17 protein-coding genes are annotated in these 14998 nt (G+C 63.9%); 7 read left to right on the top strand and 10 right to left on the bottom strand.

Annotation, left to right across the window (positions count from 1 at the left end):
- Positions 1 to 182 precede the first annotated feature (182 nt).
- Complete coding sequence (gene mltG / locus RA24_RS05695) at positions 183 to 1337, bottom strand: endolytic transglycosylase MltG (protein ID WP_039190412.1); 1155 nt, start codon at positions 1335 to 1337, stop codon at positions 183 to 185.
- Entirely contained in the window at positions 1337 to 2602 is a 1266-nt protein-coding gene (gene fabF / locus RA24_RS05690; protein WP_039190411.1) for a beta-ketoacyl-ACP synthase II, read from the bottom strand. The genes mltG and fabF overlap by 1 nt, the downstream gene beginning before the upstream one ends.
- A gap of 424 nt (positions 2603 to 3026) precedes the next feature.
- Here fabF and RA24_RS05685 point away from each other — a divergent pair, with 424 nt between their 5' ends.
- Positions 3027 to 3899 (top strand): PilZ domain-containing protein, encoded by an 873-nt coding sequence (locus RA24_RS05685; protein WP_039170008.1) that lies wholly within the window; start codon positions 3027 to 3029, stop codon positions 3897 to 3899.
- Between the two features lie 319 nt (positions 3900 to 4218).
- Positions 4219 to 5130 carry a PilZ domain-containing protein gene (locus RA24_RS05680; RefSeq protein ID WP_019295541.1) on the top strand — a complete coding sequence of 304 codons (912 nt, stop codon included), beginning with the start codon at positions 4219 to 4221 and terminating at the stop codon, positions 5128 to 5130.
- A gap of 124 nt (positions 5131 to 5254) precedes the next feature.
- Here the strand turns inward: RA24_RS05680 and RA24_RS05675 are convergent, their stop codons facing one another.
- The 5 genes from RA24_RS05675 to fabD form a co-directional block, all read right to left on the bottom strand.
- Positions 5255 to 5998, bottom strand: coding sequence for a 1-(5-phosphoribosyl)-5-[(5-phosphoribosylamino)methylideneamino]imidazole-4-carboxamide isomerase (locus tag RA24_RS05675; protein WP_019295540.1), 744 nt, complete (start codon positions 5996 to 5998; stop codon positions 5255 to 5257).
- Between the two features lie 254 nt (positions 5999 to 6252).
- Positions 6253 to 6486: an acyl carrier protein gene (locus tag RA24_RS05670; RefSeq protein ID WP_005982462.1), complete on the bottom strand. Its 234-nt coding sequence runs from the start codon at positions 6484 to 6486 to the stop codon at positions 6253 to 6255.
- A 417-nt stretch (positions 6487 to 6903) separates the two neighbouring features.
- Positions 6904 to 7641 carry a 3-oxoacyl-ACP reductase FabG gene (gene fabG, locus RA24_RS05665; protein ID WP_039146230.1) on the bottom strand — a complete coding sequence of 246 codons (738 nt, stop codon included), beginning with the start codon at positions 7639 to 7641 and terminating at the stop codon, positions 6904 to 6906.
- Between the two features lie 21 nt (positions 7642 to 7662).
- Positions 7663 to 8256 (bottom strand): COG3904 family protein, encoded by a 594-nt coding sequence (locus RA24_RS05660; protein ID WP_052269540.1) that lies wholly within the window; start codon positions 8254 to 8256, stop codon positions 7663 to 7665.
- Positions 8257 to 8259: 3 nt separating this feature from the next.
- Complete coding sequence (gene fabD, locus RA24_RS05655) at positions 8260 to 9192, bottom strand: ACP S-malonyltransferase (protein ID WP_039190409.1); 933 nt, start codon at positions 9190 to 9192, stop codon at positions 8260 to 8262.
- Positions 9193 to 9368: 176 nt separating this feature from the next.
- On the opposite strand from fabD, the gene RA24_RS05650 reads away from it, so the two are divergent.
- Positions 9369 to 10616, top strand: coding sequence for a cytochrome b/b6 domain-containing protein (locus tag RA24_RS05650; RefSeq protein ID WP_039190407.1), 1248 nt, complete (start codon positions 9369 to 9371; stop codon positions 10614 to 10616).
- A gap of 143 nt (positions 10617 to 10759) precedes the next feature.
- Here the strand turns inward: RA24_RS05650 and RA24_RS05645 are convergent, their stop codons facing one another.
- The 3 genes from RA24_RS05645 to RA24_RS05635 all read right to left on the bottom strand — a co-directional run bounded on the left by RA24_RS05645 (position 10760) and on the right by RA24_RS05635 (position 12534).
- Positions 10760 to 11092: a hypothetical protein gene (locus RA24_RS05645; RefSeq protein ID WP_039190405.1), complete on the bottom strand. Its 333-nt coding sequence runs from the start codon at positions 11090 to 11092 to the stop codon at positions 10760 to 10762.
- 173 nt (positions 11093 to 11265) lie between these two features.
- Positions 11266 to 11844 (bottom strand): YceI family protein, encoded by a 579-nt coding sequence (locus tag RA24_RS05640; RefSeq protein ID WP_039146241.1) that lies wholly within the window; start codon positions 11842 to 11844, stop codon positions 11266 to 11268.
- A 156-nt stretch (positions 11845 to 12000) separates the two neighbouring features.
- Positions 12001 to 12534 (bottom strand): hypothetical protein, encoded by a 534-nt coding sequence (locus RA24_RS05635; RefSeq protein ID WP_019295533.1) that lies wholly within the window; start codon positions 12532 to 12534, stop codon positions 12001 to 12003.
- Between the two features lie 331 nt (positions 12535 to 12865).
- On the opposite strand from RA24_RS05635, the gene rpsF reads away from it, so the two are divergent.
- The 4 genes from rpsF (at position 12866) to RA24_RS05615 (ending at position 14467) form a co-directional block, all read left to right on the top strand.
- A complete protein-coding gene (gene rpsF / locus RA24_RS05630; RefSeq protein WP_019295532.1) occupies positions 12866 to 13219 on the top strand; it encodes a 30S ribosomal protein S6 in 354 nt (117 codons plus the stop codon).
- Positions 13220 to 13247: 28 nt separating this feature from the next.
- Entirely contained in the window at positions 13248 to 13475 is a 228-nt protein-coding gene (gene rpsR / locus RA24_RS05625) for a 30S ribosomal protein S18 (protein WP_005608650.1), read from the top strand.
- Between the two features lie 12 nt (positions 13476 to 13487).
- Positions 13488 to 14096 carry a 50S ribosomal protein L9 gene (gene rplI / locus RA24_RS05620; protein WP_019295531.1) on the top strand — a complete coding sequence of 203 codons (609 nt, stop codon included), beginning with the start codon at positions 13488 to 13490 and terminating at the stop codon, positions 14094 to 14096.
- 179 nt (positions 14097 to 14275) lie between these two features.
- Positions 14276 to 14467 (top strand): hypothetical protein, encoded by a 192-nt coding sequence (locus RA24_RS05615; protein WP_019295530.1) that lies wholly within the window; start codon positions 14276 to 14278, stop codon positions 14465 to 14467.
- Positions 14468 to 14998: the final 531 nt, after the last annotated feature.

Genomic DNA, 14998 nt, shown 5'->3' with positions numbered 1-14998 from the left:
CACCCGCAAACGGCCGCACTTGCAGCGCGCAATCTCTGCTTCCTGCAGTAACAAAAAAAGGGCGCCAACCGGCGCCCTTCCCTGTTTTTGCCCCTGCCCCGCAGACCGTTTCCCGGCGCGGGAAACGGCTCGGAAAACACGTGTTTTCCGGGCCGGAATTCTCGCAGAATTCCGGCGTCCGGTCAGTTGTTTTGCTGCTGGGCCTCGATCTCGCGCCATTTGGCGACGTTGGCGTTGTGCTCGTCCAGCGTCTCGGCAAAGGCGTGGCCGCCGGTGCCGTCAGCGACGAAGAACACGTAGTTGGTGGTCTCCGGATTCACTGCGGCCTCCAGGCTGGCAAGGCCGGGGTTGGCGATGGGCGTGGGCGGCAGGCCCTCGATCACATAGGTGTTCCAGGGGGTGGGTTTGCGCAGCTCGCTTTGGCGCAGGCCGCGGCCCAAGGTCCCCTCGCCCTTGGTGACGCCGTAGATCACCGTCGGGTCGGTCTGCAGGCGCATGCCGCGGTTGAGGCGGTTGGTGAACACAGAGGCGACCAGGCCGCGTTCCTCGGCGACGCCGGTCTCCTTCTCGATGATCGAGGCGAGGATCAGCATTTCCTCCGGGGTTTTCACCACCGCATCCGCGGAGCGGCTTTCCCAGGCGGCGTTGATGCGCAGCTCTTGGCGTTTCTGCATCTCGGCCAGCACCGCAGCGCGGTCTGTGCCGGGGGTGACCTCATAGCTGTCGGGTGCCAAGAGGCCCTCGGCGGGGCGCTCGCCCGGGTCGCCGTCCAGCACATCCATGGATTTCAGCGCCGCGACCACCTGCCAGCTGGTCACGCCTTCGGCCAGCGCGATGCGGTAGCGGGTGTCGGTGTCCTGGCGGGTCTCGGTGTACTGGGCCGGGACCTCATCCTCGCCGAGGACGAAGTCGGCGATCACCTCAAACTTGCTGGTCGCCGGGTCCAGTTCGCGCACGAGCGCCTGGGTCCGGGTCACGCCGACGCGGTAGACGATTTCGGTGCCGCAGGTGGAGGCGCCGGAATGGGTGATCTCGTCAACGATGCGCTCCATCGAGCTGCCCGGCTCCACCAGGAAGCTGCCGGCCTTCAGCTGGCCGGTCTTCTCGCTGTATTTGGCGCCGAGGCGGAAGATGGTGCCGGAGGAGACGGCGCCCTGGGTTTCCAGGTCGCGGCTGACGCGGGCCATGTTGGAGCCGCGCTCCACCCGCAGGCAGATGGCGGTATCGAGCGGGCCCCCGGCAGTATATTGCGACTTGCCCCACAGGATGAGGCCGCCCAGCAGGAACAGGGCGGCGATCAGGACAGTCAGCATGTTAGAGGCGAGGCTGCGCCACATCAGTCAGGTTTCCCGAACAGGACCGATGCGTTGGTGCCGCCGAAGCCGAAGGAGTTCGACAGGGCCACGTTGATCTTGCGCTCGCGCTTGGCGTTGGGGGCCAGGTCGACCGGGGTTTCGACCGCGGGGTTGTCGAGGTTGATGGTCGGCGGCGCCACCTGGTCGCGGATCGCCAGGATCGAGAAGATCGCCTCAATCGCGCCGGCGGCACCCAAGAGGTGGCCGGTGGCGGATTTGGTCGAGGACATGGTGACATTGGCGGCGTGATCGCCCAGCAGGCGTTCAACCGCGCCCAGTTCGATGGTGTCCGCCATGGTCGAGGTGCCGTGGGCGTTGATGTAGTCGATGGCGGAAGCGTCCAGGCCTGCGTTGGCCAGAGCAGCCTTCATCGAGCGTTCGCCGCCCTCGCCGTCCTCGGAGGGCGCGGTGATGTGGTAGGCGTCGCCGGAAAGGCCATAGCCCAGCACCTCGGCATAGATCTTGGCGCCGCGGGCCTTGGCGTGCTCGTAGTCTTCCAGCACCACGATGCCAGCGCCCTCGCCCATCACGAACCCGTCGCGGTCGGCGTCATAGGGGCGCGAGGCGGCCTTGGGGTCATCGGCGCGTTTGGTCGACAGCGCCTTGCAGGCGTTGAAGCCGGCAATGCCGATCTCGCAGATCGCGGCTTCGGCGCCGCCTGCAATCATCACGTCGGCGTCGCCGGATTTGATCAGCCGGGCCGCGTCGCCGATGGCATGGGCGCCGGTCGAACAGGCGGTCACGACGGAGTGGTTCGGGCCCTTGAAGCCGAAACGGATCGAGACCTGACCGGAAATCAGGTTGATCAGCGCGCCGGGGATGAAGAACGGCGACACCCGGCGGGGGCCCTTCTCCTTGATCATCACCGCGGTGTCGGCGATCGACGACAACCCGCCGATGCCGGAGCCGATCATCACGCCGGTGCGCAGGCGGCTTTCCTCGTCCTCGGGCGTCCAGCCGGCGTCGCGCACGGCCATATCGGCGGCAGCGATGCCATAGAGGATGAAGTCGTCAATCTTCTTCTGTTCTTTCTTGATGACCCAGTCATCCGGATTGAACGTGCCATCCGCGCCGTCGCCGCGCGGAACTTCGCAGGCGTAGGTGGTGGTGACGCCGCTTGCTTCAGCATCAAACAGGGTGATGGGGCCGGCGCCCGACTGTCCATCCAGCAACCGGGACCAGGTTTCTTCGACTCCGCTGGCCAGCGGGGTGACCAGGCCCAGTCCGGTGACTACTACTCGGCGCATTCCTTGCTCTCCTATGCCTCGGCAATCCGTCCGTTCAAATAGCTTGGAATGGCAACCGGGTGCAAGAGCGGGCTGGCACCCGCCGTGACGTTACGGAAAATGGGCGGTGACGGTGTTTTTGCGCTGCGGGAACGTTTGATTAACGACTCACACTTAGGTTGAATTTATCAAAACGCGAAACTCGGCATCCGTCCTCATCGAATGCCAAAACGGGCTGGAGCTCTGGGCCATTTTGTCTCCAGCCCGTCTTTTTTTCGTTTTTTCCTTTGCCGGCAGCAAGACTCCGGATTGAGACGGCATCCCCGTTGCAGCATCTGGCGGGAGGGAAACAGGAACTTTCCGGGCTGCAATCCGGCCTTGTTAACCTCAAATTTGCAACTTTGCGCCAAAATCTCCTGCGGAGATACGTGAGGACTACCCCGCCATGCGCCAATGGCTTCCGACTGCTGCGGTTCTGCTGACCCTGTCCCTGCTTCCCCTGCGGGCGGAGGCGGCCTGTCCTGTGCATCAGGATCTCTCCGGACTGAACCGGGCTTCGGCGGGCTTCCTGTCCTACCTCGAGACCGGCGAAGGCGCCTATTACGTGCAGCAATTGAACAGCTGGATCGGTACGAATCCGCCTGCCCCGCTGAAGCAGCGGATGCGGGCCGTCGGCATTCAGCAGGTCGAAGCCGGCACGCTGAAGCTGATGCAGCAATCCACTGTGCTGCTGCAGATCCTCTCCAGCCAGGGCCGCCAGGCGGCGCTGGAAACCGCCCGCCACATGGGGGTTTTCGCGTTGCAGTCGGACTATGGCATCCGGGTTGAGGCACTGCCGTGCGATCAGATCAAGGAAGACGGTTTCGGCAGCAAGCTGGTGGCGATCAACGCCAATGACGCCCGCCAGCGCCAGCAGATCATCAATGCCGCGATTGCCTGGGTGTCCTTCCTGGTGCTGGGCGGCAGCGTTTTGTACTTTCTCGACCGGATCGGCATCCGCAAGATCCGCCGCACCAAACGCTACCCCTGTGCCGTGCCTTGCGTGCTGCAGGCCGGCGGGCGCACGGTGCGGGGCCACCTGGTCGACCTCAGCCGGGCCGGCGCCAAGGTGCACCCGGACACGCAGGTCGATGCCTCAGGCCGGGTGAAACTGAACTTTGGCGGCTATACGGTGGACGCCCAGGTGCGCTGGAAGACCGCGGATTATGTCGGTGTGCAATTCATCAAGGAATTCAACTTCATGCAGCTGCACCGGCTGCTGGAGGAATTCCCGATGGAAGAAGGCGGCATGCGCGAGGAAGTGCGGCTGGGGCTGTAAACGCCCCCGGCAGCGTCCTTGGCAGCGCGGCTGCCAAACCAGCCAGAATCACTTTTCAGGCCAGCGGCCTGCAGCCGGGCCCAGAGCCCGGCTGATGCTTTGCATGCGGCGCGGCCTGTGCTCCGTTTGCGTCTCCTGCTGCTGATTTGCGGCATATCCTGTTTCCTCCTGCCCTCCTTACCCTGTCACCCACGGGCGCTTTTACGGCGAATTAACTCCCGTAAATGGTTGCGTTAATAACTGCCAGCACCCTCCTTGGTAGAGTGATTGAACGGAAACCGCGCGAAACCACCTTTTTGATCTGCAAGGCGAGCCCCGCATGAAACATTGGCCACTGATCCTGGTTGCGCTTGCTGCGCCTGCAGCGCTCTGGTGCAGCGCAGGGCGGGCTGAGGCGTCCAGGCCCACCTGCGTTCTGCAATCCGATCTTGTGATTTTCCAGCATGAAGCGCGCCAGTTCCTGGAGTATCTGCGCACCGGGAACGGGCCGCGCGCGGCCCGGCAGCTGGAGCATTGGCTGGAGGATCATCCGGATGTCACACTGCGGATGCAAATGCGGCGGGCCGGCATGGACGCGTATGAGCCGCTGGCGATGCGGCTGATCACCCAGCAGAAAGGGCTGCTTCAGGTGTATAACCGGCATGGGCAAGCAAAGGCGGAAGTCAGCGCGCAGCGGCTTGGCACATCGGCGCTGCTGGAGGAGTTTGCCGCCCGGATCATCCCGCTGCCCTGCGACTATGCGCCGGAGAAGGAAAGTTCCGCGGACACAGCGGCCGGGATGGGGCGGATCAGGGGCATTTCACAGGAGACGGCCATTGCCGGATCGCTGTCCGCACTGGTGCTGGGCGGCGGCGGCATGTTTCTGGCGGAGCGGGTCGCCCGGCGCCACCGGCGCAGGCGCCGCCGCTACCCCTGCTCGCTGCCCTGTTCCTTGAAAACCCCGGCGCAGATGCTGCGCGCCAAACTGGTCGACATCAGCCGCATGGGCGCCAAGATCCGGATCTGGCAGCTGCCCGGCACCCCGCTGCCACCGCCAAAGAAAGACGTCATTGCCGTCTTTCCCGGTGTAGGTGAAATCCGGGCCCAGGTGACCTGGCAGAGCGCTGATTATGTTGGGGTGAAATTCCTGAAGCCAATGACGGCAGAAGAACTGCGCAGCCTCCTCAACTGGTCGAAACAGGCCGAGACCGCGACGGAACTGGCATCGAAAGCCGCGGTCAAACCGGCCTGAGACCAGCCCGGGACCCGCGGCTGGCATCCGTGCAGCACCTCTGGCCGCAGCCAAGCCGGTTACGCCCATAACGAAGGGGCGCCCGCTGGCAGGCGCCCCTGGTCTTGCGTGCCGGATGCCGGCCTTACTGGAATTCGGCGACCGGTTCCGGTTCCGGGCGGGCCACGGCCAGCGCATCCTCCAGCGCGATGGTCTTGCTGAACAGGGCCCGGCCGATCTGGGCACCGGCGATGTTGTGGATGTACTTCAGCCGTGAGATGTCATCAGCGTTGCGCACTACGCCGCTGGCGATCACCGGCAGTTTCACCAGCGAGGCCAGATGCGAGATCAGCCCCATCTGCGCCTCGGTATCGGCAACATCAGCGTCGATATCGGTGATGAGGATGCCTGCAAAGGGCGCGCCCGCAAAAGCCTCAAGATAGGCCTCCGGGGTGAAAGCGCCAGACTTGCGCCAGCCATCGGTCATCACCTGGCCCTGCCAGATGTCCACCGCCAGAACGATCTGGTCGGGGTGGTGTTCGGCCAGTTCGCGCACCAGATGCGGATCGCGCGCGGCCAGGGTGCCGATCACGACACGCCCTGCGCCCTTGTCGATCCAGTACTCGACCTGCTCGCGCGAGCGCATGCCGCCGCCCAGCTGCACCGGGATACCGGCAGCGCGGATGATGTCGGTGACCAGTTCCTCGTTGCTGTTGTCGCCTTCCAGCGCGTTGAAATCGGTGAGGTGCATCCATTCCGCCCCGGCTGCAGCGAAGCCCTTGGCGGTTTCCACCGGGTCCACGTGCCAGATCTGCGGCTCGTCCAGGCGGCCTTTTTCGAGCGTCACGCAACGGCCATTCTGAATTTGCATCGTGGGGTAGATGATCATAGTGCCAGTCTCCTCATGTCATGCCTCATGGGTTCAGAGTAACACGGATTGAGGCCGGCGATACGCCGTATCCTGACCATTTATAGAACAATTGCGGCGTGGAATTCCGGGCGCGCTGGTAGCGCAAACAAACGCCACAGGCACAAGGGGCCAGAATGCCGCAGCAGCAGATTCGGCGCAGGCAGGCGGGCAAAAGAAAACGGCGCCCTCCGTGCAGGAGAGCGCCGTGAAATCCGGTCATCCGGAAGCGTGGCTTAGGACGCTTCGGAGATGAACTTGACCGCGTCGCCGAAGGTCTGGATGGTTTCGGCTGCGTCGTCCGGGATCTCGATGCCGAACTCTTCTTCAAACGCCATCACCAGTTCCACGGTGTCCAGGCTGTCTGCGCCCAGATCGTCGATGAAGGAGGCGTTTTCGGTGACCTTGTCTTCTTCAACACCCAGGTGCTCAACAACGATCTTTTTAACGCGATCTGCGACGTCGCTCATGTCTCTTCCTCGTTTTACAGGGCACTCTGCCCGGTTCTGCCCTGCCCTAGCCGGGCGGCGTGGTTTTGCCCGGAGCGGGCGGTGTGATCCCCGCGGGACGGGGACAGTGCGGCGTTTCCGTTAGGAAATACCAGCGGATATGGGCCGCCTATAGCATAGACCGCAGCCAAGGCAAACGGTTTCGCGCGGTCATCAAGCGGCAGCGCGGTTTGCCTGTGGCCGCTATGAAGCGTGCAGATGGCCTTGTAATCAAGTGGTTGCAAGACCTGCACTGCATCTTTTTTGCTTTTTCACCGGATTTCAATCATTTGGCGCCTCCGGCCAACCCCGGTTGCGGCTCTTGTTCCGGGCTGCAGAGACGGAAAAACCCCGCAGACAGGCTACGGGGTTCAATAATGATGCGGCGCGGCGGGGCGCTCAGATCATCGCCATGCCGCCGTTCACATGCAGGGTGGTGCCGGTGACATAGCCTGCTTCCTGGCTGGCCAGATACAGCACGGCAGAGGCGATTTCCTTCGAATCTCCCATCCGGCCGGCCGGGATCTGGGTCAGGATCGCGTCTTTCTGGTTGTCATTCAGCTTGTCGGTCATCGCGGTGGCGATGAAGCCCGGTGCCACGGCATTGACGGTGATGCCGCGGTTGGCGACCTCATAGGCCAGCGACTTGGACATGCCGACCATGCCGGCCTTGGAGGCGGCATAGTTGCCCTGGCCCGGGTTGCCGGTGGCACCCACCACGGAGGAGATGTTGATGATGCGGCCCCAGCGCGCCTTCATCATGCCGCGCAGCACGCCGCGGCAGAGCCGCATGGTGGAGGTGAGGTTCACGTCCAGCACGCTCTGCCACTCCTCGTCCTTCATGCGCATGAACAGGTTGTCGCGGGTGATGCCTGCGTTGTTCACCAGGATGTCGACCGAGCCCATTGCCTCCGCCGCCTGTTTCGGCAGTGCCTCAACCGAGTCTGCGTCCGACAGGTTGCAGGTCAGCACATGGGCGCGCTCGCCCAGCTCAGCCGCCAGCGCCTTGAGCGGCTCCTCGCGGGTGCCGGACAGCGCCACGGTGGCGCCAGCGGCGTGCAGGGCGCGGGCGATGTCGCCGCCGATACCGCCGGAGGCGCCGGTGACCAGCGCATTTTTTCCTGTAAGATCAAACATGTTTCTTGCCCTCTTGGCTTCTTAGTCCCGCAGGACCGGTTGTGTCAGGAGACCGAAGCGCTCTATCTCGGCCTCGGTCATTTCGTGCATTGAGCTGGCGGGGGCCGCGTGGACGGTGAACCAGTAGAAATCGGCGCTGCCCAGCATCCGGGTTGTATAGGCCACATAGGGGGCGTGTTCCGGATGCCAGCGCGGGTATTCGTCGGCTGTCCTGTCACCTTCCCAGGCGTGGACGCCCAGGACGGCGCCTGCCTCCATCGTGCGCTCGGTGCCGGCCAGGAACAGCTCCACAGCGCCGGAATAGATCCGGCTGCTGGCGGTGACATGGGTGCCGAGGCCCAGATCGCGGACCATGTGGCCGATTTTCAGATTGGTCTCGTCATCGTCAGAGCCGGGCATGTCCAGCAGCACCAGCCGCTGCGCATCCGGGTTCTTGGCCATGAAGGCGCGGAACTTGCGCAGCGACTTGCCGTTGACGGTGCCGTTGACCAGAATGTCCTGCCCCTGCAGCTTGAAACTGGCCGCCTGCGCGTGGCTGAGCATCAGCCCGCCCGCCACTGCCACGGCTGCGGCAAGGGCAAGGCTGGATGCCAGAAACGCGAGGCGGCGCTGCATGGATCAGGCCCCGGCGGCGGCCGCGGCGTCCTCGGGCGTGCCGACCTGGCGGCAGGCGAGATTGCGGTCGATCTTGCGGATCATGCCCGACAGAGCCTTGCCTGCGCCGATTTCCCAGAACTCAGTGACGCCCTTGGCGGCCATGGCCTGCACGCTTTCACGCCAGCGCACGGAGCCGGTGACCTGCTCCACCAGCAATTGGCGGATTTCGTCCGGGCTGGTGACAGCATCGGCGCGGACGTTGGCGATCAGCGGAACTGCGGGGGATTTGATATCAACACCCGCCAGCGCCTCCGCCATGGCGTCAGCGGCAGGTTGCATCAGGGCGCAATGGAAGGGGGCGGACACCGGCAGCATCACCGCGCGTTTGGCACCCTTTTCCTTGGCAATCTCAGCCGCACGTTCCACCGCGGCCTTGGCGCCGGAGACCACCACCTGGGTCGGGTCATTGTCATTGGCGGCCTGGCAGACCTCGCCCTGCGCGGCTTCCTCAGCCACCGCGCGCACGGCATCCAGATCGAGGCCCAGGATCGCGGCCATGGCGCCCTCGCCCACCGGCACCGCGCTTTGCATCGCAAGGCCGCGGGTGCGCAGCAGGCGGGCGGTATCGGCTACCGAAATGGCACCGGCGGCAGCAAGTGCGGAGTATTCGCCCAAGGAGTGGCCGGCCACAAAGGCGGCCCTTTCGATGGTGACGCCTTCGGCCTCCAGCGCGCGCATGGCCGCCATCGAGGTGGCCATCAGGGCGGGCTGGGCGTTCTGGGTCAGGGTCAGGGTTTCGATGTCGCCCTCCCAGATCAGCTGGCTCAGGCTTTCGCCGAGTGCGCTGTCCACCTCGTCAAAGATGGCCTTGGCGGCGGGATAGGCCTCAGCCAGCGCCTTGCCCATGCCGATGGTCTGGGCGCCCTGCCCGGGGAACACAAATGCGATCGTCATTGATGACCTCGTCTGTTTTAGCGTTTTGCCTGATGTACCCGCCCTTTCCCTCACGTACAAGCAAAGGTGCAGATTGCGCACGAAACCTGTGCATGGACGGACAGCCCCATGCGTTGCATCCCGGGTGCGCGCGGTTAGGTTAAGGTCAACCGGACCCAGACCAGGAAATGCGCTTTATGTCCCGCTCCAATACATTTTCGTCTTACGGCTCTGTCGCCAAGGGCTTTCACTGGCTTACGGCCCTCCTGATCTTCTCTGCCTTTCCGCTGGGCTATGTCGCCAATGAACTGGCGCATGAGATCCAGAGCCCCGGGTTTGACGGCAGCCAGGCGGTGATCGAGCGGGCAACGCTGCTGTTCTCCCTGCACAAGACCGTTGGGGTGGCGGTGTTCTTTACTGCACTGCTGCGGATCCTGTGGGCGCTGAGCCAGCCGAAACCCGGCCTGCTGCACCCGGAGCGCAAGGCAGAGGCGCTGGCGGCGGAGGTGGTGCATTGGCTTCTGTACGGCTCGCTGGTGGCGGTGCCGCTCACGGGCTGGATCCATCATGCGGCGACCACCGGCTTTGCGCCGATCTGGTGGCCGTTCGGGCAGGAGCTGCCGTTTGTGCCGAAGTCCGACGCGGTTGCGGGAGTCTTTGGCGGCTTGCACTGGCTGCTGGTCTGGACGCTGGCGGCGGCGCTGGGGCTGCATATTGCCGGTGCGCTGAAGCACCATGTGATCGACCGCGACGCCACCCTGCGGCGGATGCTGCCGGGCAGCGGCACCCTGCCCAAGCCGCCTGCGCAGGCGCACAGCCTGGCACCGATGCTGGCTGCAGTGGTGGTCTGGGGCGGCGTCCTGGGCGGCGGTGCGGCGCTGGGCATTCTGGGCGGCCATGACCACGATCATGGCACAGAAGGCACCGTTGCCCCGGTGGTTGCCGCAGCGCCCGAGGGCGCGGGCGGCTGGGCGGTGCAATCCGGCACGCTGGGCATCGCCGTCACTCAGATGGGCAGCGTCATCAATGGCAGTTTTGGTGAGTGGACCGCGGTGATCAATTTCGAGGAGCCTGCCGCCCCCGGCCCGGCGGGCGATGTGGAGGTGACCATTGCAATCCCCTCGCTGGAGCTGGGCTCCGTCGCAAGCCAGGCGATGGGCGCGGATTACTTCGACAGCGCCAATTTCCCCACCGCGCAGTTCACTGCGGAGATCGAGAAGCTGGCAGAGGGCTATCAGGCAGTAGGCACCCTGACCATCAAGGGGGAAACCGTGCCGGCCACCCTGCCCTTTGATCTGGTGCTTGAGGGGGATACGGCCAAGATGAGTGGCGGGCTGACGCTGAACCGGCTGGATTTCGGGGTTGGCAAGAGCCTGCCCGATGAAAGCTCGCTGGCGTTTGCCGTGGATGTCGCGGTGGAACTGGACGCCAAGCGCGCCGAATAACCGGCAGCACAGGGCCGCTCTCCCGCGCCTGGCGGGTGCGCCGGCAAGGCCGGCACCCCCCGGCAGCCTTGGGCCTGGCGCCGCGCTGACGCGCGGCGCTTTGCTTATTCACAGGCTTCCGGGACCTGATCTGCCCGCTGATTTCAATGCCGGTGGTAGTAATAGCCGCCGTGGCGTGAGCGGTGCCGGTGGCCGCCGTGGCGGCGGACGTGGTGCCGGTTGCGGCCCGCGTGTTGGTGGCGGCGGGCGCCGTGGTGACCGTAATATTCCCGGGGCTGGTGGTAATAGGCGCGGCCGCGGTGGCGGTCGCGGTCGTTGTCCAGGCTCTTGACGATGATGCCAAGCGCAATCAGCCCGGCGATGGCACGGGCGGCGTCATTGCCGGAATCATGGGCTGCGGCGGGTGCTGTAAAGGCCAGGTTGGCAGCAAGGGCCAAAGCCGCGCAGGCTGAAGTGAGAAAGCCGAAGCGGAACATGGTGCCTCCTTTCCGAAGTGGCCGGAGAGGCCGCCCACAGTCTGCGCCTGATGCGGTGCAAAGGCCAGTGAACTTGGGTCACGGTTTGGGGAGGTCTTCGCAGTGCGGCGCAAAGGAAAACCGCCGGACCCAAGGGAACCGGCGGCTGTAATTTCAAAGATGCGGCGGCTGGATCAGCCGTCGGCCTTCATCGCCTCGACGGAGATCTTGATGTTGACCTCATCGCTGACGAAGGGGGCGAACTGGCCCAGGTTGTAGTCGGAGCGCAGGATCTGGGTGGTGGCGTCAAAGCCGGCCCAGGGCTTCTTGGCCATCGGGTGTTCGCCGGCCTGGTTCAGCTTGGCGTCCAGCACCACGGATTTGGTCACGCCGTTGAGGTTCAGGTCGCCCGTGATCTTGGCGGTATTTTCGCCGGTCACTTCGATGCCGGTGGAGGTGAAGCTGATGGTTTCATCCTCGGTGGCGTCAAAGAAGTCCTTGGTCATGAAATGGTCAAAGCGCGCCTGCCAGCCGGTGAACATGCTGCTGAGCGGCATCGAAACCGACACGCTGGAAGCGGCCGGGTCTTCCTGGTCGAACATGATCTCGCCTTCGAAGCCGGAGAACAGGCCGTAGGTGGTCGAGTAGCCGAGGTGGTTGTAATCGAACAGAATCTGGCTGTGGCCGGCGTCCAGCACGTATTTCTCCGGTGCGGCGGCAGCGCCGGTTGCAGCGGCAGCGGCCAGGGCGGCGGCAAACAGGGTCTTTTTCATCTCAAAGGCTCCGAATTGAAGAATTTCTATGGCAACACATGTGGTTGTTTCCCCCCCGAAAGGAAGACTGCAAAATCCAACATTATCTGTGAGCGCGCGAACACAAAACCCGGCTGCAGGCAGCCGGGCGGCATCTCGCGCAAATGTGAAAGCGGATCAGGTCAGGATCCGCACCGCACCGCTGAGCTGGTCGCGCAGCTGGCTGCGCACCGCGGCGGAGGCCAGAGGCAGTTCGATCATCAGGCTGCCGTCGCCCTCGAACAGCTGGACGGAGCTGGCAGTGAGCCGTGCGCCGCCCAAGGTGTCATAGCTGCGCCGCAGGACGGTGCGCGGACGGCCCTGGGCGTCGCGCTTGAGCACCCGCAGTTCGCGGCGCACCGGATCAAAGCAGGCCTCCGGCCGGCCTTCAGGCTCATGCGCGGTCATCAGGACCAGCCCGGCCAGCAGGAAAGCAACGGAGAGGCCGAAGCGGATCAGGTTCATTTCCGCATCCGCACCAGCCCCCTGCACCAGCCACAGGCCGGTTGAGCTGAGGATCATCGCGGCGCCCAGAAGTTTCAGCGCAACCACCCGCACTTTCCAGTTTGCTTCGAACCGCAGGCGCAGCGGCGATGCGCTGGCAATTGCGCCAAGCGCCCGGGCGCTGGACATTGCGGAAATCTGCGGCGGGGTGTGGTCTGTCACTGCCATTTGACTGCCCTTTCTGCTGCGGTCCTGTTTCTGCTGCCCTGCTGCGGGTCCCGCGTCTGGGATTCCGGCGCCGCGGCTTCTCTCCGCGTTAAGGCTTCGTTAAGGAGTGAAGACCGGCATTGGGGCAGCAATGGGGCGGGCTTGCGGTTTTGCCGCGGCGGGGTGTTGCAGCCAGCGCAAAACGCCCTTTGGACTTGCTCTTTTGGCGCCAGCCTGTATAGGAGGCCCTGCTTCCGCGACATCTTCGATCCGCGCAGACTCTCGTGACCGGGCAGCGGAAGTGTGACATGCCCCGTCTATGAAATGCGCCTAGACACAAACAGGAGTTCGCATGCCACTCTATGAGCATGTCATGATTGCGCGTCAGGACCTGTCCAACTCGCAAGCTGAAGGCCTCATCGAACATTTCGGTGCTGTTCTGTCCGACAACGGCGGCAAGCTGGTCGAGCAGGAGTACTGGGGCGTCAAGACCATGGCCTACAAGATCAACAAGAACCGCAAGGGCCACTATGCCTTCCTGAAGACCGACGCACCGTCGGCCGCCGTTCAGGAAATGGAGCGCCTGATGCGTCTGCATGATGACGTGATGCGCGTCCTGACCATCAAGGTCGACGAGCACGCCGAGGGCCCTTCGGTCCAGATGCAGAAGCGCGACGAACGCGGCGATCGCCGTGAGCGCCGCTGATCAACGCTTGAGAAAAGGACGCTAAATCATGGCAGCCAAACCGTTTTTCCGCCGCCGCAAGGTTTGCCCGTTCTCGGGTGAAAATGCGCCGAAGATCGACTACAAAGACACCCGTCTGCTGCAGCGCTACATCTCTGAGCGCGGCAAGATCGTGCCTTCGCGCATCACCGCCGTTTCGGCAAAGAAGCAGCGTGAGCTGGCCCGTGCTATCAAGCGCGCCCGCTTCCTCGCCCTGCTGCCCTACGCCGTGAAGTAAGGAGATAAGCAGATGCAAGTTATCCTTCTTGAGCGCGTTGCAAAGCTGGGCCAGATGGGCGACGTCGTTGACGTGAAGCCCGGGTTCGCCCGCAACTTCCTGCTGCCGCAGGGCAAGGCAAAGACCGCTTCCGAAGCCAACATCGCCTCTTTTGAAGCCCAGAAAGCGCAGCTGGAAGCGCGCAACCTGGAGACCAAGAAAGAAGCCGAGGCTCTGGCAGAGAAGCTGGACGGCCAGCAGTTCATCGTGATTCGCTCCGCTTCGGACGCGGGCGCGCTGTACGGCTCCGTCACCCCGCGCGACGCGGCTGATGCTGCAACCGAAGCCGGTTTCTCGGTCGACAAGAAACAGGTCGCCCTGATCGCTCCGATCAAGGACCTCGGCCTGCACTCGGTCTCCGTGAAACTGCACCCGGAAGTCGAAGCAACCATCGAACTGAACGTCGCACGTTCGGCAGAAGAAGCCGAACTGCAGGCATCGGGCAAATCGATCCAGGAGCTGGCCGCCGAAGAGGAAGCCGCTGCAGAGTTCGAGATTTCCGAGCTGTTCGACGACATCGGCTCTGCTGCGTCCGACGACGACGAAGCACCGGCCGAAGCCGCTGGCGAAGAAACCAACTGATCCCATCCGGGACAGTGAGACACGGGAAAGGCCGCCCTTGGGGCGGCCTTTTTCTTTGGCTCAGCGGAGTTTGCAAAGACACGCCAAATTGCACGGAAATCCCCTGCCCCCGAATAACCATCTGTTTGCCGGATTCATCCAGAATAGTCGGCACGTGGAGTGAAAAAGGGGGATGCGCCATGCAGGACGCATTGGAAAGTGAGGAGCTGGCGCTGCGGCGGCGGCTGTTGTTCCGGCTGCTGCGCGGCCAGCGGTTCGACCGGCCGGACTTTAAGACAGAAGCGATTTCAGAACTGGTGCCCAAAGGGCTTATCGGCCCTGGGGACAGCCTGTTCAAGGCGCCGTCAGACGCGATGCAGAAACCTGTCTAAAGGCGTCCCAAGCGGCCTTTGGCTGAGGTATGCAAACCGGTCTGCGCAGGGCGGTCAGGGGCTGCACAGAAGCGTTGGCAGGGATTGTAGGGACCGCGAAATTTTGGGAAACAGCCGCGGTCCCTTTCTGCCCGAAGTGGTCAGCTGCCCCACAGGCGTGAGGGGCAAACTGCCCTGAGGGTTGTTTCTGCCTCAATGCGCAACCCCAATATGTAGTGGGCGGCCATATTTAACAAATGTCTAATGATTAAAGTTTGACCGACTTCCCGGACACCGGAACGCACGCCGGATTTCAGGCGGTTTCCCCCCGCGGCAATGGCGGTTCCCCGCCACCGGACGCCCCTGCTGGCACGGGCAGGATTGCAGCCCGCGCCGGGGCGGGTAATCTGCCCATCGTGAGAAACCGCTTTCGGAGGCCGCATGAAGCGCCCGACCCCTTTGATCTTGTTTATTGCTGCCGCGGTGCTGTCCGCCTGCGCCAGCACTGCCTCCCCGCCGGAGGTGTCCAGAGCCGCCCCGGCGCGGGCTGCA

This window comes from Leisingera sp. ANG-M6 (assembly GCF_000813905.1).
Classification (GTDB): domain Bacteria; phylum Pseudomonadota; class Alphaproteobacteria; order Rhodobacterales; family Rhodobacteraceae; genus Leisingera.
The sequence above is the reverse complement of the archived record's forward strand: the minus strand, read 5'-3'. Positions and strand labels throughout refer to the sequence as shown.